At 65.4% G+C, this 21,594-nt stretch carries 22 protein-coding genes; 7 read left to right on the plus strand and 15 right to left on the minus strand.

What is annotated here, in order from left to right; translation table 11 throughout:
* Nucleotides 1–3: 3 nt before the first annotated feature.
* Together phaE and AC07UW_RS18380 are read right to left on the minus strand one after the other, a co-directional pair.
* Complete coding sequence (phaE, locus tag AC07UW_RS18375) at nucleotides 4–1,092, minus strand: class III poly(R)-hydroxyalkanoic acid synthase subunit PhaE (RefSeq protein ID WP_495212609.1); 1,089 nt, start codon at nucleotides 1,090–1,092, stop codon at nucleotides 4–6.
* Between the two features lie 22 nt (nucleotides 1,093–1,114).
* Nucleotides 1,115–1,729, minus strand: a complete 615-nt coding sequence (locus AC07UW_RS18380) for a CDP-alcohol phosphatidyltransferase family protein (RefSeq protein ID WP_025879258.1) — start codon at nucleotides 1,727–1,729, stop codon at nucleotides 1,115–1,117.
* Between the two features lie 345 nt (nucleotides 1,730–2,074).
* Here AC07UW_RS18380 and AC07UW_RS18385 point away from each other — a divergent pair, with 345 nt between their 5' ends.
* Nucleotides 2,075–2,725: a class I SAM-dependent methyltransferase gene (locus tag AC07UW_RS18385; RefSeq protein WP_312785655.1), complete on the plus strand. Its 651-nt coding sequence runs from the start codon at nucleotides 2,075–2,077 to the stop codon at nucleotides 2,723–2,725.
* 48 nt (nucleotides 2,726–2,773) lie between these two features.
* Here AC07UW_RS18385 and AC07UW_RS18390 read toward each other — a convergent pair whose 3' ends face one another.
* From AC07UW_RS18390 to ppsR, 3 genes are all read right to left on the minus strand, one after another.
* Nucleotides 2,774–3,262, minus strand: a complete 489-nt coding sequence (locus tag AC07UW_RS18390; protein WP_093819148.1) for an NUDIX hydrolase — start codon at nucleotides 3,260–3,262, stop codon at nucleotides 2,774–2,776.
* A 40-nt stretch (nucleotides 3,263–3,302) separates the two neighbouring features.
* Nucleotides 3,303–3,815, minus strand: a complete 513-nt coding sequence (locus AC07UW_RS18395) for a DUF1249 domain-containing protein (protein ID WP_230113319.1) — start codon at nucleotides 3,813–3,815, stop codon at nucleotides 3,303–3,305.
* A 170-nt stretch (nucleotides 3,816–3,985) separates the two neighbouring features.
* On the minus strand, nucleotides 3,986–4,807 hold the full coding sequence (gene ppsR, locus AC07UW_RS18400) for a posphoenolpyruvate synthetase regulatory kinase/phosphorylase PpsR (protein WP_025879262.1): 822 nt from the start codon (nucleotides 4,805–4,807) through the stop codon (nucleotides 3,986–3,988).
* Between the two features lie 145 nt (nucleotides 4,808–4,952).
* On the opposite strand from ppsR, the gene ppsA reads away from it, so the two are divergent.
* Together ppsA and AC07UW_RS18410 are read left to right on the plus strand one after the other, a co-directional pair.
* Nucleotides 4,953–7,331, plus strand: a complete 2,379-nt coding sequence (ppsA, locus tag AC07UW_RS18405; protein WP_495212610.1) for a phosphoenolpyruvate synthase — start codon at nucleotides 4,953–4,955, stop codon at nucleotides 7,329–7,331.
* Between the two features lie 150 nt (nucleotides 7,332–7,481).
* Nucleotides 7,482–8,375 carry a mechanosensitive ion channel family protein gene (locus AC07UW_RS18410; protein ID WP_223495463.1) on the plus strand — a complete coding sequence of 298 codons (894 nt, stop codon included), beginning with the start codon at nucleotides 7,482–7,484 and terminating at the stop codon, nucleotides 8,373–8,375.
* An 81-nt stretch (nucleotides 8,376–8,456) separates the two neighbouring features.
* Here the strand turns inward: AC07UW_RS18410 and AC07UW_RS18415 are convergent, their stop codons facing one another.
* The 4 genes from AC07UW_RS18415 to tadA form a co-directional block, all read right to left on the minus strand.
* Nucleotides 8,457–9,572 carry an alkene reductase gene (locus AC07UW_RS18415; RefSeq protein ID WP_495212611.1) on the minus strand — a complete coding sequence of 372 codons (1,116 nt, stop codon included), beginning with the start codon at nucleotides 9,570–9,572 and terminating at the stop codon, nucleotides 8,457–8,459.
* Between the two features lie 127 nt (nucleotides 9,573–9,699).
* Nucleotides 9,700–10,572, minus strand: coding sequence for an EcsC family protein (locus AC07UW_RS18420; RefSeq protein WP_100436490.1), 873 nt, complete (start codon nucleotides 10,570–10,572; stop codon nucleotides 9,700–9,702).
* Nucleotides 10,573–10,685: 113 nt separating this feature from the next.
* Complete coding sequence (orn, locus tag AC07UW_RS18425; protein ID WP_223495467.1) at nucleotides 10,686–11,258, minus strand: oligoribonuclease; 573 nt, start codon at nucleotides 11,256–11,258, stop codon at nucleotides 10,686–10,688.
* 75 nt (nucleotides 11,259–11,333) lie between these two features.
* Nucleotides 11,334–11,858, minus strand: coding sequence for a tRNA adenosine(34) deaminase TadA (tadA, locus tag AC07UW_RS18430; protein ID WP_223495469.1), 525 nt, complete (start codon nucleotides 11,856–11,858; stop codon nucleotides 11,334–11,336).
* A gap of 224 nt (nucleotides 11,859–12,082) precedes the next feature.
* Here tadA and AC07UW_RS18435 point away from each other — a divergent pair, with 224 nt between their 5' ends.
* Together AC07UW_RS18435 and AC07UW_RS18440 are read left to right on the plus strand one after the other, a co-directional pair.
* Nucleotides 12,083–12,805 (plus strand): OB-fold protein, encoded by a 723-nt coding sequence (locus tag AC07UW_RS18435; RefSeq protein ID WP_495212612.1) that lies wholly within the window; start codon nucleotides 12,083–12,085, stop codon nucleotides 12,803–12,805.
* A 105-nt stretch (nucleotides 12,806–12,910) separates the two neighbouring features.
* The gene (locus AC07UW_RS18440; protein WP_495212613.1) at nucleotides 12,911–13,348 is read left to right on the plus strand and encodes an acetyltransferase; all 438 of its coding nucleotides are present in this window, start codon (nucleotides 12,911–12,913) and stop codon (nucleotides 13,346–13,348) included.
* A gap of 30 nt (nucleotides 13,349–13,378) precedes the next feature.
* Here AC07UW_RS18440 and AC07UW_RS18445 read toward each other — a convergent pair whose 3' ends face one another.
* On the minus strand, nucleotides 13,379–13,885 hold the full coding sequence (locus AC07UW_RS18445) for a GNAT family N-acetyltransferase (RefSeq protein ID WP_495212614.1): 507 nt from the start codon (nucleotides 13,883–13,885) through the stop codon (nucleotides 13,379–13,381).
* A gap of 483 nt (nucleotides 13,886–14,368) precedes the next feature.
* On the opposite strand from AC07UW_RS18445, the gene AC07UW_RS18450 reads away from it, so the two are divergent.
* Nucleotides 14,369–15,022: a hypothetical protein gene (locus AC07UW_RS18450; RefSeq protein ID WP_495212615.1), complete on the plus strand. Its 654-nt coding sequence runs from the start codon at nucleotides 14,369–14,371 to the stop codon at nucleotides 15,020–15,022.
* Nucleotides 15,019–16,341: an XVIPCD domain-containing protein gene (locus tag AC07UW_RS18455; protein WP_336029297.1), complete on the plus strand. Its 1,323-nt coding sequence runs from the start codon at nucleotides 15,019–15,021 to the stop codon at nucleotides 16,339–16,341. Before AC07UW_RS18450 ends, AC07UW_RS18455 begins: the two co-directional genes overlap by 4 nt.
* Nucleotides 16,342–16,403: 62 nt before the next feature.
* Here AC07UW_RS18455 and AC07UW_RS18460 read toward each other — a convergent pair whose 3' ends face one another.
* The 5 genes from AC07UW_RS18460 to AC07UW_RS18480 form a co-directional block, all read right to left on the minus strand.
* Nucleotides 16,404–17,345, minus strand: a complete 942-nt coding sequence (locus AC07UW_RS18460) for a hypothetical protein (protein ID WP_336029299.1) — start codon at nucleotides 17,343–17,345, stop codon at nucleotides 16,404–16,406.
* Nucleotides 17,346–17,932: 587 nt separating this feature from the next.
* Entirely contained in the window at nucleotides 17,933–18,949 is a 1,017-nt protein-coding gene (locus AC07UW_RS18465; protein WP_336029303.1) for an XVIPCD domain-containing protein, read from the minus strand.
* Between the two features lie 57 nt (nucleotides 18,950–19,006).
* A complete protein-coding gene (locus AC07UW_RS18470; RefSeq protein ID WP_223495479.1) occupies nucleotides 19,007–19,543 on the minus strand; it encodes a hypothetical protein in 537 nt (178 codons plus the stop codon).
* Nucleotides 19,544–19,903: 360 nt separating this feature from the next.
* Complete coding sequence (locus AC07UW_RS18475) at nucleotides 19,904–20,227, minus strand: DUF4189 domain-containing protein (protein WP_495212616.1); 324 nt, start codon at nucleotides 20,225–20,227, stop codon at nucleotides 19,904–19,906.
* Nucleotides 20,228–20,733: 506 nt separating this feature from the next.
* Nucleotides 20,734–21,276, minus strand: coding sequence for a DUF4189 domain-containing protein (locus AC07UW_RS18480; RefSeq protein ID WP_100436494.1), 543 nt, complete (start codon nucleotides 21,274–21,276; stop codon nucleotides 20,734–20,736).
* Nucleotides 21,277–21,594: the final 318 nt, after the last annotated feature.

The following is a 21,594-nucleotide window of genomic DNA, read 5'->3' on the forward strand; positions in this document are numbered from 1 at the left end:
GGCTTACGACTTCCGCGTGGTCGCGCGGGTGGTGGACTTCTTCGCTGACGCTTTCTTCGCTGCAGCCTTCTTCGCTGCAGGCTTCTTCACCGGCGCGGCCCTGCTCGCCGCCTTCTTCGCCGCAGGCTTGCGCGCGGCGGGCTTGACCCTGGCAGGCGCCGGCTGGGCCACCGGATCGACCGTATCGGTACCGGCAAGCACCGCCACCTGTGCCTGCACCCGGCGCAGGCTGCGCTCGAGCTCGGCGATGCGACGGTGGGCGGCATCCATCTCGCTGCGGGTGGGCAGGCCGATGCGTTCACTCATCTGTTCAACCTCGCGCTGCAGGCCTGCGCGCAGGCGCATCTGTGCGTTGCCCAGCGAGGCATACACCTGTTGGAACGGCTCGGACATGGCCACCTTGGCGTAGGCCTCCTCGGCCACTTCAATCCACAGATCGAACATCGCCCGGGCGCTGGTCAGCTGGCTGCCGGGCTGCTCGTGTTCGGCCAGGCGCTGCTCGAACAGGTCGAACGCCTCTTCCAGTGCCTGCTTGATCTGCTCGACATAGGCCTGCGAATGCTGCTGGTACTCCTCCTGCGCGCGCAGCAGGGCCTGCCACCGTGCCTGGTGCTCGCGGCCGGGCCCGAACGCCGGGCTCTGCAGCCAAGGGCCAGCCAGCGTCTGCAACTGCTGGAACCACGCCGTAAACTCGGGCGGAGCAGCGTCCACATGGGTGCTGCCGCGGGCCCCCTGCAGCATCCATTGCAGCATGCCGTCGCCCTGCCCCTTCACCGCTTCACGCCAGGCCTGGGCGACCTCGGCACTGCTGGCATCGCGGCCGGCAAAGCGTGCAGCGACTTCCTGCATGGTGCCGTACCAGCTGCCAGCCTGCTCGCGGAACCGCCGCACCGCCTCTTCGGGCGCGGCAGCACCGGTCCCGGGCAGCAGTTGGCCCCACCAGTCGAACAGGCGCTTCCAGCTGCCCGGGTCGTCGCCAGCCGGGGTTCCCGGCACGGCTGCATGGCGCAAGGCATCACCCCAGGCGCCGAAGTACTGCCGGGCGAGGTTCTCGAAATCGCTGCTGCCGGCGTCATTGGCCGAGCTGCTCATCGCGCTCCTCCGCAGGGCTGGGTCATGGCTTGGGAATGCGCAGGGTCTTGCTGATCATCAGCGACCCGGACAACGCGAACAGCAGCACCAACGGATGCAGCTGCCAGGGGCCGATCTGCCACTGGCCCAGCCACAGGTCGTGGCCGATGGCATCAGTGCCGGCGGCGATCGCCAGCACAATCACCAGCGCCAGGCTGGTGGGAATCGGCGTTCCCTCGAAGTACTTCACCTTGCCTTCGTCACCGCTCATCGCCTCGGCGGTCACGTTGTAACGGGCCAGGCGGCTGACGCCGCAGCAGACGAAGTAGCTCAGCACCAGCCAGTCCCAGCCGCCCTGCATGCCACAGGCATAGGCCAGCGCTGCGGGTGCGACACCAAAGGAAATCACGTCCGACAGGGAGTCGAGCTCGCGGCCCAGGGTCGAACTGGATTTGCGCCAGCGCGCGATGCGGCCGTCCAGTGCGTCGAAAATGAAAGCCAGCGGGATCAGCGCCATGCCGAACAGCAGGTAGCCGCGCTCGCCATCCTGCAGGAAACGCATTGCGGCAAACACCGCGCCGGTGCCGCAGAAAGCGTTGGCGAGGGTGAACCAGTCCGCCAGATGGAACTCGCGCAGCATCGAGAAGTGACGTTTCATGAAGTCTCACGGGGCATCAAGGCCCACAGGGTACCGCGAGCGCCGCCACCGGCAACAGCGTGGGCTGCCCCTGACCTTCACCCTTCACTCACCGATCCTCACCAGCGGTGAATTTTTCGCCACCCATCTTGACAGCCTAGGGGGGTGGCGCCTGTCAGCGCTTATCCACAAAGTTGCCCACGCGTAATCCACACCCCCTGTGGACAAGTGGTTCTCACCGACTGCGACGCTGGACATTTCCTCATCACCTCGGGCCGGGGTTTCCCTACTTCCCAAGCCGATCGGCTGGCGCTATGGTCTGCGGCGGACCCGCCGCCGCCACGTCCGACTCCTTACCGACGGACGATGTTGATGCTGGATGCACGCACCCTGGCCGCGCAGTTGCGGCAGCCCCATGGCGAGGCCGCGCTGGCCGTGGGCGAATCGATGAACCGCAGCAACGGCGCCCTCAACCAAGCGGCGATCGCATTGCTGGCTGTCGCTGCCGGAGAGCAGGTGCTGGAAATCGGTCCAGGCAACGCCGCCTTTGCGCCGCTGCTGCTGCAGGCCAGTGGCAGTCGCTACGTGGGTGTCGAGCTGTCCAGTGCCATGGTCGATGCCGGCAACCAGCACCTTGCCGCCAGCGGCCTGGCTGGCCGTGCCGCGCTGCGCGAAGGTGATGCCCATGCCCTGCCCTTGGCTGATGCCTGCATCGATGCTGCGCTGGCGGTCAACACCCTGTACTTCTGGCCGAACCTGGCCCCCGTGCTGGATGAACTGGCACGGGTGCTGCATCGCGGCGGCCGGCTATGCCTGGCCTTCGGCGATGCCGGATTCATGCGCAGCCTGCCCTTTGCCGAGGACTTTGAGCTGCATGAGCTGGACGCAGTGGAGCTGGCGCTGCGGGTGTCCGGCTTCACCGTCACGGCATGGCGCTCGCATCGCGAATGCACGGCCGGCAATGACGGCCAGCAGCGGGAAAAGCACTTCCACCTGCTGCTGGCGCGCCGGCGGTAGTGCCGGCCGGGCACGGCGCTACCGGGAAGCACGGTAGTGCCGGTTGTGTCAAAGCCGGCTGAAGGACCAGCTCTGCATGCGTCCATCCCGATAAGGCATCACCCCGTGGAACGGGCGCGGATCGGCATCGAACACCAGCGGCAGGAAGTTGCGGTCGCCCTCCCACATCGGCAGCTGGTCCAGCTTGTCCACGTCCACCCACTCCAGGGTGCCCTCGTGATTGCCGCCGTGCGGGGCACCCTCGAAGCTGTCGATGACGAACACGAAACCGAACCAGTCTTCGCCGTGCTTGCCGAAACCCGGCCAACTGATGGTGCCGCGCAGGCGCATGGCAGTGCAGTCGATGCCGGCTTCCTCGGCGATTTCCCGGCGCATGCCGGCGGCCACGTCCTCCGTCGGCTCGACCTTGCCGCCAAGGCCGTTGTACTTGCCCAGGTGGTGGTCGCCCGGCCGGGTATTGCGATGGATCATCAGCACCTGGCGACGATCGGGCGAGAGCACATAGCCCAGGGTGGCGACGATCGGGGTATACGGCATGTATGGATCCGGCGGCGGGTCAGCCGTGGATTATGGCCGATCAACGCACCAGCGACAGGCGACGGTCGCCCTCACCCACGGCGTTGCCGTCAGGGTCACGACGCAGGGTGGCCACGCCATGGCCGCGTTCGGCCAGGTATTCCAGCCATTTGCCAAGGAAGGTGTTCATCCGCATGCGGTGGCTGATCAGCTCCGCCGGCGGTGGGTACAGGCCCATGGTGTCCTGCCAGCGGCGGCCGACGTAGCAATGGGTAGTCTCGGCTTGGCGCGCGTCCCGGTACAGGCGGACGAAGGCCGATGGGTCCGGTTCACCGGTCACCGGGTCGGCCAGGTCATAGGTCAGGCGCAGCTCCACGGTGTAGCGGTGGCACTCGATCACGTCCAGGCGCACGTCCAGGCCATCACCCACCGAAGAGACGTAGCTTCCCGCCACCAGCTCGGCCGGCGCGAACAGGCGCACCAGGTGACGGTAGTTCTCTGCGTACAGCCCCATGAGCCAGCTCAGCCGGCTCAGGCGGGGGATGCGCTCGGTACGGGGCAATGCTCGGGCCATGGGTTGATCCTACACGTTGGCCCTTCAACGTGGGGACTGCTCGGCCCCGGCCAAAGGGGCCCTGTATCGACCAACGGTCGATACCCACCGCGCAGGTAGGCCACGACCGTGGGTCGTAGCGCACCCGTCAACCGCGCAGGTAGGCCACAACGGTGGTCGTGGCGCCCCCGTCAATACAGTTCGCGCTGCAGCCCCAGCGTGCCGAGCACCTTGCTGGAGATCTCCTCGATCGAGGTATGGGTGGTGCTGAGGGTCGGGATGCGTTCCATCTGGAACATGACCTCCGCTGCGGCCACCTCGCGCTTGCAGGTGTCCAGGTTGGCGTAGCGCGAATTGGGCCGGCGCTCCTGGCGGATCTGCTGCAGGCGGTCGGGGTCGATCGTCAGGCCGAACAGCTTGCGTCGATAGTTGCGCAGCCGTGGCGGCAGGCGGTCGCTCTCCAGATCCTCGTCGGTCAACGGGTAGTTGGCCGCGCGCACCCCGTAATGCAGGGCCAGGTAGATGCAGGTAGGCGTCTTGCCCGCCCGCGACACCGCTACCAGGATCACGTCGGCGTCGTCGTAATTCACCGCGATGCCATCGTCATGGGTCAGTGCGAAGTTCATCGCGTTGATGCGCCGGTGGTAGGTGTCGAAGTCGACCATGCCATGGGCCTGGCCCACCCGGTTCAGCCGCGAGCTGGACAGTTCGCGCTCCAACGGCTCGATGAACGGGGCGAACACATCCAGCATCAGCGCCCCGCTTTCGGCCAGGATCAGGCTGAGGCTCTGGTCCACGCAGGAGTTCACCACGATCGGCCGGACCTGGTAGCGCTCCCCCGCTGCCTGGATCCGGGCACAGGCTTCACGGGCTTTTTCCGGGTCATCGACAAATGACATCCGGTCGGTAATGAAGCTGAACCCGGAGAACTGGGTCAGCAGGCTATGCCCAATGGTTTCAGCGGTGATACCGGTTCCATCGGAAACGTAGAACACCGGACGGATGGTCGACATGCGCGCTTTTACCCCCTACGAAGCCTAAAAGGGCCGTCAACACAAGCTTGTGCCGACAGCGGTCTGCCCGGCATCATATCGGCTTCTTCCTACGGACGCGGCCATCAAAGCCCGCCTCGGGCGATGGCCAAACGGAGCATCGCGCTTGAACGAGAACATCCTGTGGTTGCACGAACTGCGTCTGGCCGACCTGGCCCGCGTAGGCGGCAAGAATTCCTCGCTGGGCGAGATGATCGGCAACCTTGCCGGTCTGGGCGTCTCCGTTCCGGGAGGCTACGCGACCACGTCTGAAGCCTTCAAGGACTTCATCGCGCACAACGACCTGTCCAAGCGCATCTTCGACAAGCTGGCCACGCTGGACGTCGAGGACGTCAACGCGTTGACCGCAGCCGGCAAGGAGATCCGCAGCTGGGTGATCGACGCGCCGCTGCAGCCGCAGCTGGACCAGGACATCCGCACCGCCTACGCCAAGCTGAGCGCCGAGAACGGCGGCGGCGACGTGGCCGTGGCCGTGCGTTCGTCGGCCACCGCCGAAGACCTGCCCGACGCGTCCTTCGCCGGCCAGCAGGAAACCTTCCTCAACGTCACCGGTGCCGACGACGTCGTGCACAAGGTCAAGGAAGTGTTCGCCTCGCTGTACAACGACCGTGCCATCGCCTACCGCGTGCACCACGGCTTCAAGCACGAGGACGTGTTCCTGTCCGCAGGCGTGCAGCTGATGGTGCGTTCGGGCGTGGGCTCGTCCGGCGTGCTGTTCACCCTGGACACCGAATCCGGCTTCCGCGACGTGGTGTTCGTCACCTCCTCGTTCGGCCTGGGCGAAATGGTCGTGCAGGGCGCGGTCAACCCCGACGAGTTCTACGTCTACAAGCCCACCCTGCAGGCCGGCAAGCCGGCGATCCTGCGCCGCTCGCTCGGCAGCAAGGCGATCCGCATGGTGTACTCGGATGTCCCCGGCGAGCGCGTCAGGATCGAGGACACCCCGGCCGAACTGCGCAGCACCTTCTCGATCAACGATGAAGACGTGGCCGAACTGTCGCGCCAGGCGCTGACCATTGAAAAGCACTACGGCCGCCCGATGGACATCGAGTGGGCCAAGGACGGTGTCAGCGGCAAGCTGTTCATCGTGCAGGCGCGCCCGGAGACCGTGAAGTCGCGCAGCCACGCCACCCAGATCGAGCGTTTCGCGCTGACCGAAAAGGGCGGCAACGTTCTCGCCGAAGGCCGTGCCGTCGGCGCCAAGATCGGTGCCGGCGTGGCGCGCGTGGTGAAGACCTTGGAAGACATGAACCGCGTGCAGCCGGGCGACGTGCTGATTGCCGACATGACCGATCCCGATTGGGAGCCGGTGATGAAGCGTGCCTCGGCGATCGTCACCAACCGCGGCGGCCGTACCTGCCACGCGGCGATCATCGCGCGCGAGCTGGGCGTGCCGGCCGTGGTCGGTTCGGGCAACGCCACCAAGGTCATCGAGGATGGCCAGCTGGTCACCGTCAGCTGCGCTGAAGGCGATACCGGCTTCATCTACGAAGGCAAGCTCGGCTTCGAGCGCACCACCACCGATCTGGGCAACATGCCGCCGGCACCGTTGAAGATCATGATGAACGTGGCCAACCCGGAACGTGCCTTCGACTTCGGCCAGCTGCCGAACGCGGGCATCGGCCTGGCGCGTCTGGAAATGATCATCGCCAGCCACATCGGCATCCACCCCAACGCGCTGCTGGAATACGACCGCCAGGATGCGGCGACGAAGAAGAAGATCGACGAGAAGATCGCCGGTTATTCCGACCCGGTCGGCTTCTACGTGGACCGTCTGGCCGAAGGCATCGCCACCCTGGCCGCCTCGGTCGCGCCAAACCCGGTGATCGTGCGACTGTCGGACTTCAAGTCCAACGAGTACGCCAACCTGATCGGCGGCAGCAACTACGAGCCGCACGAAGAGAATCCGATGATCGGCTTCCGCGGCGCCAGCCGTTACGTCGATCCGAGCTTCTCGGCCGCGTTCGCGCTGGAGTGCAAGGCCGTGCTGCGCGTGCGCAACGAGATGGGCCTGGACAACCTGTGGGTCATGATCCCGTTCGTGCGCACCCTGGAAGAAGGCCGCAAGGTCGTCCAGGTGCTCGAACAGAATGGCCTCAAGCAGGGCGAGAACGGCCTGAAGATCATCATGATGTGCGAAGTGCCGTCCAACGCACTGCTCGCCGATGAGTTCCTGGAGATCTTCGACGGCTTCTCGATCGGTTCCAACGACCTGACCCAGCTGACCCTCGGCCTGGACCGCGATTCGTCGATCGTGGCGCACCTGTTCGATGAGCGGAACCCGGCGGTGAAGAAGCTGCTGTCGATGGCGATCAAGTCGGCACGGGCCAAGGGCAAGTACGTCGGCATCTGCGGCCAGGGCCCGTCCGATCATCCGGATCTGGCCGAATGGCTGATGCAGGAAGGCATCGAGTCGGTGTCGTTGAATCCGGATACCGTGGTCGATACCTGGTTGCGCTTGGCCAAGTTGAAGGCCAAAGGTTGACCTGTTGACGTGTGATGGCTGACGTCGCTTTCATCGACGTCTGCCCATACTGAAGCTGCACGCAAGCCCCGCCTCTGCGGGGCTTGCTGTTTCTGGCGTCCGCGTACGCCATGTTTCCGTCGCACCTGTTCCCGTTGCAAAGGAGTCCGCATGATCGCCGCTGCCCCACCCTCCCCCGCCACGACCTCCTGGTTCCGCTCACTCGACTGGGAACGCCTGCTGGAGACCTACGGCGTGCCGTTGCTCGCTGCCATCGTCGTGTTGCTGGTCGGCATGTGGGTGGCACGACGGCTGTCCAATGCCATGCCGCGCGCCACCTCGCGCATGGGCGTGGACCCGATGCTGGGCAGCTTCCTTCGCAACGTGGTCTACGCGGCCTCGTTGGTTATCGTGGTAATCCTGGCCATCGGCACGCTCGGCGTGCAGATCACTCCGCTGCTGGCCGTGCTCGGTACCGCCGGCTTGGCCGTTGGCCTGGCGCTGAAGGATTCGCTGTCCAACATCGCCTCCGGCGTGATGCTGGTGACCCTGCGTCCGTTCCGCGTGGGTGATGTGGTGACCATCGCCGGGCAGACCGGCACGGTGCGCGAAGTACGCATTTTCCAGACCGTGATCACCGGTGCCGACAACCAGCACACCACCATTCCGAACACGCTGATCACCGCCGCACCGATCATCAACCTCACGGCAGAGCCCACCCGTCGCGTCGAACTGGTGGTGGGCATCGGTTACGAAGACAACATCCAGCTGGCGCGTGATACCGCACTGGCCCTGATGAAGGCCGACCCGCGCGTGCTGCAGACGCCGGCACCGGACGTGGTGGTGTACGAGCTGGGTGCGCACGCGATCAATCTGGGCATCCGCTGCTACGTGAAGTCGGCCGACCACTTCGGCACCAAGGTCACCCTGCTGGAGCAGATCAAGCTGGGCTACGACAAGGCCGGCATCAACATCCCGTATCCGCAGCAGGACATGCACCTGTACCTGCATGGCAAGGATGGTGGCGTGATCGAGGCTGACGCACTGGTGCGCGACAAGCCCTGACCGGGAGTGCCGACCAACGGTCGGCACCCACCCCATCCCCGTACCCCGGTAGTGCCGGCCGCTGGCCGGCAACCTCCCGGATCAAGCCGCGACGCTTTCTTCCAGCACCGGATAGTCGGTGAATCCCGCCGCGCCACCGCCGAAGTACGTCGCGCGATCGGGCGAATTCAACAGCGCGCCGGTACGCAGGCGCTCGGGCAGATCGGGATTGGCAATGAACGGCCGACCGAAGCCGATCAGATCAGCCCAGCCTTCCGCCAGCGCCTGCGCGGCACGCTCGGCGGTGTACTTGCCGGCGTAGATCAACGTGCCCGGATAGATCATCCGCAGCGCCTGCTTGAACGCCACCGGCATCAACGGGGCATCCTCCCAGTCGGCCTCGGCGATGTGCAGGTAACCCACACCCAGCTCGCCCAGCAGGTGCGCGGCAGCCAGATAGGTCGCCTGCGGCGTGTCATCCACCGCCCCCTGCAGCGTGGTCAGCGGCGCCAGACGCACGCCGACTCGCTCGCCGCCAGCGACATCGACCACCGCCTGCACCACCTCACGCAGGAAGCGCAGGCGATTCTGCAGCGCGCCGCCATAGCCATCGGTACGCTGGTTGGCCTGCGAGTCGATGAACTGGTTGATCAGGTAGCCGTTCGCGCCGTGCAGCTCGACGCCATCGAATCCGGCAGCCAGTGCATTGCGGGTGGCCTGCGCATAGTCGGCCACGATGCTCGGAATCTCGTCCTCGCCCAGCGCGCGCGGCATCGAGTGCTGGATCATTTCGCCCACGCCGGATTCCGGACCGGCGCCGGTCGGGTCGACGAAGACCTTCACCCCTTCGGCCAGCAGGGCCGAAGAAGAGACCGGCGCCGCGCCGTCCGGCTGCAGGGCCACATGGGAGACACGGCCGACATGCCAGAGCTGGGCGTAGATGCGCCCACCCGCCGCGTGCACGGCATCGGTGACCCTGCGCCAGCCCTGCACCTGTTCGTCGCTGTGGATGCCCGGGGTCCAGGCATAGCCCTGGCCCTGCGGGCTGATCTGGGTGCCCTCGCTGACGATCAGCCCGGCACCAGCGCGCTGGGCGTAGTACTCGGCCATCTGCGCGGTGGCGATATTGCCGGCAGCCGCACGCGAGCGGGTCATTGGCGGCATCACGATACGGTTGGGCAGCGTCAGCGCGCCCAGGCGGTGGGGGGTGAACAACATGGCGGCACTCTCTTGCGGGGGATTGCCGGCAAGGATGGGGATGGCGCTGCGCGCGCAACAGGCGCGTCCGCGCAAAACAGTTGTGCCTGGCAGGCAAGGATCAGAGCCCTTCCCTCCGACCCCATCGTTACAACGTCGGCTCGATCAACGCCCCGCCGTGTGCGATGCGGTCGTAGCAAGTGCGCACTACCTCTTCGCCGTACTTCAGCTCCAGCCGGCGCACGATGAAATGGCCACGGGCCATGTCCTGGTAGTAGTCGGTGAACATGGTGTTGAGCGTCGCGCCGGCTGCCGCACCGACGATCGGTACCGCCTGCGCGGCAAACTTCTCGGTGACCACCACGCCGAAACGGGCGGCGACCTTTTCCACCAGCTTGGCCAACAGCTTGCCGGCCTCCTTCGGCGCCACGCCCAGGGTCAGGTCACGCCCGGTTACCACGCGCCCGGCCAGTTCGGCCGAGAGGTGGCGCATGACATCGGTGGTGAAACCACGGGCGAGGTAGTAACCGGTCTCGCTGGCGTCGTCGCGCGGCGAATTGCCGCCCAGTGCGAACACCTCCAGGCAGGCCTGGCGGGTGCTGAACTGCGATAGATCGAAGCCTTCACTGCGGGCAACGTCGGCTACCGCGCGCATCATGATCGTGGTCGACACCGGCAGCTCGATGAACAGCGCAGCGAAACCGAACGCCCCACCCACCGCGCCGGACGTCGCCGCCGCGAGCTTGTGCCAGCGCGTCGAAGCACCCTTACCCGGTGTGTTGTCCATGCTCCACAGCGCGGCCTGCACGGATTTGGACAACGCCGCCTGCACCGCACCGTGGATGCGGTTGGACACCGAGGTGGGAAGCGCCTTCACCGCGAACTCCAGCGGCGTCCCGACCAGGTTGGCCATGCGCGCGGTGATCGTGGGGGCTTCCAGCAGCGCTACCGCCCGCTGCAGGTCAGACCAGTCGCCAGCGTCGTGGGCGATATCGCGGGGCAGCAGGATGGGCTCGTTCATGCGGCCGATCTTAGCGCCGTGGAGTTGAACGGAGCGTAGTGCCGGCCGCTGGCCGGCAACACCTGATCCTCACCAACGCCGCGGGATTGCCGGCCAGCGGCCGGCACTACCCATCAAGGGCTCGGCAGGCCCGACAGCGCTCCCATGAACTGGCGGTAGTGGCGCAGCTCGTTGATCGAATCGTGCACATCGCTCAGCGCGGTGTGGTTGCTGTTCTTGCCTACGCCCGCGGCCACGGTCGGCGCCCAGCGCTTGGCCAGTTCCTTCACCGTGGACACGTCCAGGTTGCGGTAGTGGAAGTACTTTTCCAGCCTCGGCATCTGCCGGTGCAGGAAGCGGCGGTCCTGGCAGATGGAGTTACCCGACATCGGTGACACGCCGGCCGGAATCCACTGCGCCAGGAAGGCCACGGTCTGCGCTTCGGCCTGGCCAAGCGTGGTGGTGCTGTCGATGACGCGCTGCCACAGGCCCGAACGACGATGCTGGTTGCGGTTCCACTCGTCCATCGCTTCCAGCGTTTCCAGCGGATGATGGATGGCGAACTCCGGGCCCTCCGCCAGCACGTTGAGCTGGGCATCGGTGACCACGGTGGCGATCTCGATGATCGAATCGTTGTCGGTATCCAACCCGGTCATTTCCAGGTCGATCCAGATCAGCCGCTCGTTGGCCGCGCCGTTCTCTGCCATCGTGTCGCCTCGTTGCTGGGCAGGCACGAGGCCGGCCGGTAAAGGAAAGTGGCGGCCATCATACCCTTTCGCCACTCAGCCCTCGCCAGCGTGGTCCTCCAGCAGCAGCGGCGGCTTGCCACGCTTGGCCCTGAAGTAGTTGGTCAGCCGGTTGCCCGCTTCCTTGGCCAGCACACCGGCATGGACCTCCACCCGGTGATTGTGGCGGGCATCAGCGACCAGATCGAACACGCTGCCGCAGGCGCCGGTCTTGGGGTCGCTGGCACCGTAGACCAGGCGCGCCACGCGTGCGTGCACGATCGCCATCGCGCACATCGCGCACGGCTCCAGGGTGACATACAGCGTGCTGCCGATCAGGCGGTGATTGGCCAGCGTCCGTCCGCCCTCGCGCATGGCAACGATCTCGGCATGCGCGCTGGGGTCGTGCGAGGCAATGTTGAGGTTCCAGCCCTCGCCCAGCAGCTGACCGTCGGCACCCACCAGCACCGCACCGACCGGGATCTCGTCGAACTCGCGCTGTGCGCGTTCGGCCAATGCCAGTGCGTGACGCATCCAGCTCTCGTCGACGTCGTGCACCGGCACGCCCAAGGCATCAGTCATGGCGTTTCTCGGGTTCAAGTATTGAGCGCCTGGCTAGTGTAACGCAGGCCCCCTTGGCGCTTCCGATACCAGAATGCGAAGCGCCGCGCTCGGATGACGATGCAGCGCCGCTTGATCTTGTGTGAAGACTCCTTCACGCTGCGCCCGCGCTTTCAAATCATTGACGATGGCGCGCTGCCATTGTCGGCAGCGAATTCACCTTTCGATCTCTACAGGGGGTAATTTTGAACGCAATTGCAGATACCACCGTGCAGGCCAGCCCTGCCGGAAAAGCCGCATGGATCACGCTGGCGATCGCTTGGCTGTGCTTCCTCGTCCCGTTCCCCGGCCTGGGCCTGTTCCTGGGCTGGCCTCTGAACCTGGTGGCCTTCATCCTCGCCATCGTCGCGATGGCCAAGGGCGGCGCCATGAAGGGCCTGTTCCAGCTGCTGGGCTCGATCATCGTTTCGCCGATCGTGTACTTCGTCGGCCTGGCGATCTTTGCCGGCACCGTGAGCGGCATCAGCGCGCAGAGCAAGGGCCAGTACGATGCGGCCGTTGCTGAAGCCAGCGTCTCGTCCGCCGCTGCGGAGGCAGATGCTGCCGCCAAGGCTGCAGAGCCTGCAGCCACCGCCGTCACCAACGATGCCGCTGCGGCCTCCGCCTCGGCTGTGGAAGTGACCGCCACCACGATGTTCAGCGACTACCAGGACAACGAGATCGCTGCCGATGGCAAGTACAAGGGCAAGGCGCTGTTGGTTTCCGGCACGGTCGACTCGATCAGCTCGGACTTCATGGACAAGCCGGTCGTGCAGCTGAGCGCCAAGCCGTTCGGCTTCGTACAGGCCAGCGACCTGCCCAAGGACGTGGCTGCCACCCTGAAGAAGGGCCAGAAGGTCACGCTGGCCTGCACCGGCAATGGCGAAGTCATCGGCTTCCCGGCACTGTCCGGCTGCACCGTGCAGTAAGGCGCAGCGAACGGTGACATCCAAAGCCCCGCTTCGGCGGGGCTTTCTGTTTGCGGACATCGCACCGGTACAATCCGGGTACTGCAAAGCACCTTGGCCGATCCCATGACCACCCTGCGCCCTTCCCGCGCCACCGATGGTGACGCTCTCGTCGATCTCTGGCGTCGCGCCGTCGATGCTACCCATGATTTCCTCAGTACCGATGACCGCCAGGCGATCGATGCTGAAGTTGCCGGCTTCCTGCCACAGACCCCGCTGGTCGTGGCCGTCGGCGACCAGGACCAGCCGCAGGGTTTCATGCTGATCGACGGCTCGCACATGGAAGCGTTGTTCATCGATCCCGACCTGCGCGGAACTGGTATCGGCCGCCAGCTGCTGCAGCATGCGTTGGCACTGCAGCCGCAACTGACCACCGACGTCAACGCGCAGAATGCGCAGGCCGTGGGCTTCTATCGGCGCATGGGTTTCATCGAAACCGGACGCTCGCCGGTGGATTCGCAGGGTCGTCCGTATCCCCTCATCCACCTGCGCCATCCAGGCTGACCGGCGGTTGGAACGCCGGCCGTTCCCCGGTCAGGCAACCACGTCGAACGCCGGCGAGTAACGCACCTCCCCCTGTGCCATCGGTGGCTGCAGGCACAGAGCCTGGAAATACTCCGCCGGTAAGCCGGGCAGTACCAGATCCGGCACGGCACGGAAGCCGAAGCGCCCGTAGTAGGCCGGCTCGCCCAACAGCACGCAGCCCCGCGCGCCCCTCTTGCGCAGAGCCTCGATCGCGGCCCGCATCAATGCTGTGCCCACGCCGCGCCCCTGCTGCTGCGGCAGCACCGAAATCGGCCCTAGCCCGAACCAGCCCTGGCTGCCGTCCTGCACGCTGACCGGGGACAGCGCGACATGACCCACCAGAAGGCCCGCATCCTCTGCCACCAGCGACATGCTCAGCTCGCCGCGCTCACGCAATGCGTCAACGATGTGGTGTTCGGTATGGCTGCTGTGGACAGCATCGCGGAACGCCATTTCGGTGAGCTTGTGAATGGCAACATGGTCGTCGATGGATTCTGGGCGGATTGCAAGGTTCATGGCAGGCACTTTGTCAGGGCAAGGAAGGTGTGAATTCATGATTCAAGTCACAAATTGATAGTGAGAGCCGATCGCGACATTGAAACGCCCTGGCGCTATCGAATCGCCTGTGCCGCAGTCGATTCACTGGCATCACCCTTCGCCGAATGCGTCAATAAATCGCCCCCCTTGTCCAGAGACGGCTGGCGCCAGCTTTCCCGGGCACTCCATAATCGCCGGACCTGTCACCAGGGAAGGATGCATGGACATGGATGTACCACGCCGTATCACGCCAAAGGGAGCGCATGAACGTCGAATCGCGCCTGATGCATGTCCCCCGCGCATCGAAGAGATTGCCGGATATGGCGCAAGCGGCGAGGAAAACCCGACGCTCTACCGGGTCGATCTGCGTGACGCGTTACTCTCAACCATGATCACTGCGCAGAATCTCGCGCGGAGAGTGGCCTGCTCCATATATCCCTCTATGCCCCAGGGAGGCCGACATTGCGCCCCAAGATGCTTCCGTGCCTTGCTCTGCTTCTATTGACCGCCTGCAACCCGGAGTCCGCCATGAACCAGGAACGTGCCGCTGCCGAAGCCGATGTCGCCCAGGGCGGGCGTGGCCTCGCAAAGCTCAACCCCAGCCCGCGCAAGGCCTATGAACTGGTGCTGCGCCTGAAGGATGCCCCCGGAGATTTCGCGGTGGTCGAGGGCGTTGCGCAGTACGACGTCATCAACGAAGACCAGTGCGGCCACATCGAGCCCGCCACCGGCACCGCCGCGCGCATCACCAGCCAGGAGCCGGTGGAGCTGCGCAAGGTGGCCGATGGCGAGTATCGCGGCACGTTGTATGTGGACCGTATGCTGGATGAGGACTACTACGGCCGCGGCGTCTGCAGATGGGAATTCAGCGGAGCCGGTGCCATGCTGAAAGCAACCGGCGCCGAAGACGAAACTCGCTTCCTGACCTTCGTCGATGCCAAGCCGCTGACCGACGGCAGCGCGCATACGCTCTACTATCCGGAACTGGTCTATCCGCGGGCAGATCGCGTTCCCAATTTCCCGGCCAGTGGTGAGCCTGATCGCAGCGGCTATGCCGCCGACCTGCAGGACAAGCTGTTCACGATCAGCCTTTCTGCGAGTGAGGTGGCACCGTGACCATCACCTCCCAGGACTACGCTGCGTTATCCGATGACGCCTACAAGGACCGCGCCGTCGGCCGACGTGCACCCGGCCAGGAAGAAAAGGTCACGCTCAACGGCCATGAGTACAAAATACTCGAGCATGTCGACAACCGGCTCAACGGCTATCAGGGCACCGTCTATCAGCGCGTAGACAGCAAAGAGATCGTCATTGCCCATCGTGGCACGGAGGATATTGCCCGCGATGCGATCCTGACCGATGGCGGCATGGTGGTAGCGCGCACCAATGTACAGGCACCTGACGCGATCGCATTGACCCAGAGAACGCTTGAATCTGCCGCACTTCAGTCCCGCTTGAATGGTGGACATACTCCCCAGGTCACCGTCACCGGCCACTCCCTCGGCGGCGCCCTTGCCCAGATCACCTCGCACCACTTCAACGTCAAGGGTGAGACCTTCAACGCCTATGGTGCGGTCAGCCTCAGCTACCGCATCCCCGAAGGCGGCAACACCATGATCAACCACGTCATGGCGTCCGATCCGGTCAGTGCTGCTTCGCCCCACTTCGGCCAGGTACGCATCTACGCCAACCCGGATGAGATCAAGAGGTTGTCAGCGGCTGGCTTCAGCAACCACCCGCTGCGCGACCTGATCCCGGATCGTCCAATCCTTGCAGCAGGCAGCTCGTTCGGCGCGCACAAGCTGGGCAACTTCCTCGGCGACGGCTCGGTCCTGAAACATCCGGATACGCAGCAGCTGGCGAAAGACAACGCCAAGATGATCGATGAGTACCGCGACGACGTGGAATCCCTGCGCAGTGGCGTTACCCGCGCAGCGCGCGGCATTCCCGGCGGCGCCATCGATCTGTACGACCACATCCGTGGCCCGCTGCAGCCCGGTGAGCCGGCACGCCGCGAAGCGGAGAAGAACGGCCATCACACCAGCATGCTGCGCATGGACGATGCCAATCATCTGGGCAATCCGTTATTCAACGACGCGATCCGTGGCGTGCATGCGCAGGACGTGCGCGTCGGCCGCGTGCCGGATGTGATGAGTACGCAGCTGGCTGGCAGCCTGGCCGCCGAAATGCACGCCGCGGGCGGCAAGCGCATCGACGAAGTGGTGATGAACGCCGATGCCTCGCGCAGCTTCGCGGTGCAGGGCCCAGGGGGGGACCCTGCCCATCTGCGTGTATCGGTGGACACGGCCGTTGCGATGAATACGCCGCTTGAGCAGAGCAGCCAGCGCATCGAGCAGCAGGCTGCCGGCCAAGCCCAGGCACGCGAGCAGCAGCTGGAACAGACCCAGGCGACCCAACGCAGCCTGCACGCCTGAGACGCTTGCTGGAATGAAAAACGGGAGCCGGCACTGCCGGCTCCCGTCATTTCCGAGGTCGATCAGGGGCTGGAGACCGCCGAGTTCGCCGCCGGCCCTGCCAGCACGTACGCATCCGGGCCCGAGTCCGGGAAGCCGCCACAGGCCTTGTCGCCCGGCGCCACCGGATCACACGGCCACTGCGCGCGCGTCACGGTATCGCGCAGCTCGAAGCGAGTGCCGTTCCACACCACGAAGGCCAGATGTTCGCGGTTCCAGTCACTGAAGCTGTGCGGACCGGCCTTCTGAGGTGATTCCGGGTACTGCACGAACCAGCGCATCGCCGGCCCATACTGCAATTTGCTGTGATCCAGGCTGACCTTGCCTTCGCGGGCGCGGTGACGGGCACGATCGGCCTCGGTGATCGACGGTGCCGCCGGCATTGCCGTTGCGGTGATGTCCTGCGGCACGCCATCGCTGCCAACCTGGTACACGCGCTGGCGTACGTAGGCCTGCCCGCAACTGCCGGCTGCGAGTCGGACGGGCTCTGCGGTGTTCTCGTTTGGCAATGCGCCATCGGCACAGTCGAACGGCGCCGAGACCAGGTAGGTGGTCGTCGACGCATCCGCGCCTTCAAACGAGCGGACCCAGATGTCTCCCAGGCGGGCGATGAAGTCCGGGCGCTGGCCCATGCCGGCCACGGCCTTGAACCACGCCTTCTGGCGCACTTCGCGCTCGCGCCAGCTGCGCGGCAGGTGGATGTCCGGCTCAGGCAAGGCCACCAGCAGCGCCGCCAGGTGTGGTGGCAGCGTGCCCTGGCAGGCGCCGATCATCAGATCACCCTGCGGCGCCAGGCGCCCGGCCAGATCGACCGGGCAGCGCGCACCGAGCTGGCGCTCGGCGGCCTGGTCTGGTGCGAGCGGGACGATCGGTGGTGCGACGGGGGCTGGGGCCGGCGGCGGGACGGGTGCCGGGGCCAGTGCGGTGTCGGGCACCTGTGCAGCAGCGGCAACGGGCGCAGCCACCTGCGCGGGAGCCGGCGATGGGGCTGCGACAGCGGCTGTTGCGACAGGCGTAGCTGGCGCAACATTGGAGGAGGCAACATCGGCCGCTGGTGTTGCCGGTGCTGCTGCAGGCGCTGGCGCAAGCGCGGGTTCGGCGGCAACAGCGTCTTGGGCGACGTCCGTCGTCGCCGTCGGCTGCGCTGCGGGTGCGGGTGCGGGCGGCATGGACGACTCCGCCGTAGGCACAGGTGCAGCCACGACGGCAGGCACCGGCTCAGGCGCGGCGACGGGAGCCGGTGCAGCTACGGCATCAGTTGCGGTGTCAGCGGCCGTCTGCGCGTCAGCCGCGGCCACTACCGGTGCTGGCACAGCCTCCTCGACGGCGGGAATCGTCGGGGCGTCCGGTGCCTGCTGTGCGTGGGTCATGGCGGCAGCCAGTCCCAGCGGCAGCAACCACAATGCCGAAGCGCGACCACGCCGGGCGACTTTGGAACGCGGGAAAGTGTTTCGCATGTTGTGTCCTTACAAAGAGATCCATGTAGGCACCCGAGGGTGCTCGGTGTCGTGCGATGGGCCCGCCGGTCTCCGACCTGCAAGCGGTGCCCAGATTACAGCGATCGCGGGCGATTCTGCTCCTGCTCGCGGGTGACCGAAGCAGCCTGTTCCTGGCGGGAAGAGGCTTCGGCCGCCAACTGCTGGCTGCTCTGCTCCAGCGGCAGCTGCGTGGCGGCCTCACGCTCGACCATCGAGCGCTGCATCGCCGGGTCCCCCATGGCGCCCTGCACCGCGAACAGTGCCCTGCCGTCGGTGCCCGCGACCACGTGATCGATGCGGCTCATGCCGGCCTTCTGCGCGCTCAGCGCCAGGGCGCCGGCCGCATTGTCCAGCTCCTGCTGGCTGCGCAGACCGCTCTGCGGCCCCATCTGCTGTAGATGGCCGCGAGCGTCGGTGAACAGCCGGTTGCCGGCATGGGACGGATCGGACATATCGCGCGCGGGCTCGGGCAGCTGTGCGCGCTCCCCCACTTCGCCGCGGGCAAGCCGGTCCATCACGTCAGGGGTCAGCTTCTGCTGCCACGCCTCGAAACGCTTGAGCCGGTCCTCCACCCCGTTGACGGCTCCGTTGATGGCGTAGGTCGCCTCGCGCACGTCCTCGCGCGCGTGTTCCGGCACACGGTTCTGCCACTGCCACACCGCGATGCGACCTGCATGTTCCGGCTGCGATGCAAGCTCGGGCTGGTTGACCAGATCCAGATCCAGCGCAGTGCCGGCGCGCTCGTAGCTTTCTTTACCGGTCAGCGGCAGATAACCGCGCCCGTGGTACTTGAGCGCATCTCCGGGCGCGTCATTGCCCATCCGGCCGCCATACATCAGCTCGGCTAGGTCATCCGGACGCCCTCGCAGGGCTTCCTGGCGCGCGGACTCCAGCGCCTCGGTGCCATTGCGCCACGCCGCCTCGACCGGGATCTGCGAGATGCCCCGGGTGTAGTTGAAGCTCTCGTTGAGCCGGCTCAAGCCGCGCGACTCGTGCCCTGCCTGGGCCATGAAATTGGCCAGTTCAAGGGGGGAGTCGATGCCGGCGTTGGTCGCCTGCCGCAGCAGTTGCGACTCTCTATCGGTCGACACAGTGCAACTCCTGGATGTTCATCAGCGCGGATTCCTTTCCGCCGGTTGGAGCTTGGCTCATGGAAGCGACACCTCGGCGACACTGGACGGGTCGAAGTCCTCGAACCGCACCCTGCCCAGCTCCGCCACCGAGAAGTCCCGGATGTTGGTCGCTTCAGTCTCGATATCCACGACCTTGCGTCTCACCCCATCCACCCAGCAGGACTTGTCCGCCGATGCGTAGCGGAACCGGTACGTGCTGCTCCAGCGCTCACGGCTGCCGCCGTTGGTGATCACGCTGAAGGTGTCTTCCTCAACCATTGCATACGCAAAAGGGTCGCCAGCCAGGCCACCGCGGGTGGAACACGGCACCAGCTTGTCGTTGCGCGCGGCCAGCTGCCAGCGCCCGCGCCCGTCACCGCGCAGCAACAGCAGCACCCGGTTTGGTCCGTGCTGGCCGGGCACCAGCCCTTCCGGCGTCGGCTGGTCGATGACCAGCAGCTGGTACTCGATGCCATCGCCGTTGAGCTCGCCCCTGACGGCTTCCAGCAGGTTCGCACCGGACGGAACGAATGCCAGGGCATCGTCCATGTGTGCGCCAAACCTGTCGTCCATCCCCTCCCACTCCTTCAATGTCGTCTTGCCGATGCCCGCGTTGGTGGCGGGCACGGTGGCGTTGCCCGGCCGCGCCGGTCACCCTGCAGATGCGGATGATAGCTCCGGGAGCACCGTGGCAGCGATGGTGGCAAGCGTCACCCGTCGGACGGGCAGACAGGGTCCTCATGGACGGAAAAGCTCCTGCAATCGGTAGCGCCGAAGCGTCATTTTTCTGACGCGAGGAGAGCTTAGCGCGAGGAGGTCTATTGCGTCGAAGAGCGCAAGCTTGAAATGGAGCCACCAGTCACAAAATCAGGGTCTACATCCACGAAGTAAGAGGGACGCGGGCGGCGCAGCGCCCCCAAATCGCCCGTAGCGTCACATGCAGTTGTTGAATACCAGCGGACAGGCTTTCGCATCGGCATCGATACATTCTCCCACTGCCTTTTCCTCCGCTTCGGGCAGCGTCCCGGCCACGGCAGAATAGGTCTGCACAACGTCACTGCCCCTGCTGCGGGCACGGACCACTGCGGCGCACTGGCCAAGCATGAACGCAGCCACCACTTTGCAGTCACCTGCCCCCCACTGGCTGACCGCGGTGTCCCGTGCATCACGCTCGTTCAAGCCCATATGGATCGCGTAGGCCTTGGGCGCACTGCCTGCAGCGATCTTGCTCCAAGACTGGGCCATGTTGGCCACCATGCGGCCATCCTTTGCGGTTCCCGTGGACGCGCCTCGCTTGTCGAGCGGCTTTGCGATGAACTCCGTGGCCCCCGGAAAAGGAACGATAAGGAAACTACGTGATGTTGAAGCTTCATTCTCCAACGTCCTCCAATCTCTCGACCGCCATCATCCGATACAGGGTGCGCACGTACCAGCGTCAACTTCAGCGCTAGAGGCCCGAGGCCCGTTGCACGCGATCCGGGCCAACGTGCAGTTTCACGCGCCACCCTCAAGGCCACAATGCCTTACCAAAACCAGTTGGTTACGACGTTGGCATACCCCTCTGGCGAAAGGCCAATGGGACTCAAGCACTCCCATTGCGGGGCTTGGGATTCACGACTGTCCTTGTTCCCTGAGACCTGCTCGCGCCAGGAGTGATGTACTCGGCGTCCGGTTCAGCACACCCGGCGAGTCAGACGCGTAGCCTGCCTGGCCTCTGCCTCGTGTGCGCCATTGCGCTGACCTGCCTTGCCGTACGCCCTCTGTCAGAACTCATCAAATAATGGCTTGGTACAGTTCGAGTAGAACACCTCACATTGTCCTGCACGATCATTGCGGCACATGGATTGCGAAGCGACCTGCGCCAACTCAGGGGTAGCCCCTGTCCCAAGTCCCGCACGCCCTGCACCGGATCGCCCGCTTGGAATGACCCAGGAAATACACTGATTGAAATAGCTCATGCTGACTGTGCAGTCTCGGGCACCTGACGCTCCACACTTTGAAACTGCTTCGCGCTCGGCCTCATTCTTGGATCGCAACCCCGTTGAAACCCCAGCATCCTGAGTGCTCTTCGACTCCGCAACTGCGCCCCAGGTTTTGGTCCACTTACCGGTCGGAGTTGCGAGACGGATCTCCGAGGAGCCAGTGCTTCCAGCGCCACCTCCGGGAATCGGCGCACATCCCCGTGCACCTTGCCCGCCAATAGGGTAATACCCAGGCGGGCAGTTTCCTTCCGCCCACGCACGATCAATACCGCCCAGCAGGAGAAGACACGAGACAAGCAGCACCCAATATGCAATCAACTTCATAGCTAACGTACCTCCAACATCTCCACCCAAGTAATCGGACTAGGCAGTTCCTGAATTGGCGTTCCCCCTGACGCCGGAAGACGGCTGCTGAGGCTCATACCCGCCTTGCAATCTTGGCATTACCCCCTGCCCTCCGCCCAACTGCGATCCCGCAGCCGACGATGGCGCTTCCGGTCTGTAACTCTGACCTCCGCCCGTCGAGCCCGGCGGCTGACCATTCGGGCCCGGCGATGCCGGTACTGCACTACCGCCTATCTGCGAATATGCCATGAAGCTGCCCAATGTTCCCTGGAAGAACATTGCCGCCATTGGGGGCGC

The organism is Stenotrophomonas sp. GW821-FHT02D01 (genome assembly GCF_059421765.1).

Excerpts from the sequence above, each read along its gene's own strand:
- AC07UW_RS18470 (WP_223495479.1), bottom strand. The coding sequence starts at position 19,543 with ATGGACGACAGGTTTGGCGCACACATGGACGATGCCCTGGCATTCGTT.
- AC07UW_RS18380 (WP_025879258.1), bottom strand. The coding sequence starts at position 1,729 with ATGAAACGTCACTTCTCGATGCTGCGCGAGTTCCATCTGGCGGACTGG.
- ppsR (WP_025879262.1), bottom strand. The coding sequence starts at position 4,807 with ATGTCGACCATCCGTCCGGTGTTCTACGTTTCCGATGGAACCGGTATC.
- AC07UW_RS18475 (WP_495212616.1), bottom strand. The coding sequence starts at position 20,227 with ATGGTGGCCAACATGGCCCAGTCTTGGAGCAAGATCGCTGCAGGCAGT.
- tadA (WP_223495469.1), bottom strand. The coding sequence starts at position 11,858 with ATGACTGATGCCTTGGGCGTGCCGGTGCACGACGTCGACGAGAGCTGG.
- AC07UW_RS18445 (WP_495212614.1), bottom strand. The coding sequence starts at position 13,885 with ATGAACCTTGCAATCCGCCCAGAATCCATCGACGACCATGTTGCCATT.
- orn (WP_223495467.1), bottom strand. The coding sequence starts at position 11,258 with ATGGCAGAGAACGGCGCGGCCAACGAGCGGCTGATCTGGATCGACCTG.
- AC07UW_RS18385 (WP_312785655.1), top strand. The coding sequence starts at position 2,075 with ATGTTGATGCTGGATGCACGCACCCTGGCCGCGCAGTTGCGGCAGCCC.
- AC07UW_RS18410 (WP_223495463.1), top strand. The coding sequence starts at position 7,482 with ATGATCGCCGCTGCCCCACCCTCCCCCGCCACGACCTCCTGGTTCCGC.
- phaE (WP_495212609.1), bottom strand. The coding sequence starts at position 1,092 with ATGAGCAGCTCGGCCAATGACGCCGGCAGCAGCGATTTCGAGAACCTC.
- AC07UW_RS18415 (WP_495212611.1), bottom strand. The coding sequence starts at position 9,572 with ATGTTGTTCACCCCCCACCGCCTGGGCGCGCTGACGCTGCCCAACCGT.
- AC07UW_RS18480 (WP_100436494.1), bottom strand. The coding sequence starts at position 21,276 with ATGAAGTTGATTGCATATTGGGTGCTGCTTGTCTCGTGTCTTCTCCTG.
- AC07UW_RS18420 (WP_100436490.1), bottom strand. The coding sequence starts at position 10,572 with ATGAACGAGCCCATCCTGCTGCCCCGCGATATCGCCCACGACGCTGGC.
- AC07UW_RS18395 (WP_230113319.1), bottom strand. The coding sequence starts at position 3,815 with ATGGCCCGAGCATTGCCCCGTACCGAGCGCATCCCCCGCCTGAGCCGG.
- AC07UW_RS18390 (WP_093819148.1), bottom strand. The coding sequence starts at position 3,262 with ATGCCGTATACCCCGATCGTCGCCACCCTGGGCTATGTGCTCTCGCCC.
- AC07UW_RS18440 (WP_495212613.1), top strand. The coding sequence starts at position 12,911 with ATGACCACCCTGCGCCCTTCCCGCGCCACCGATGGTGACGCTCTCGTC.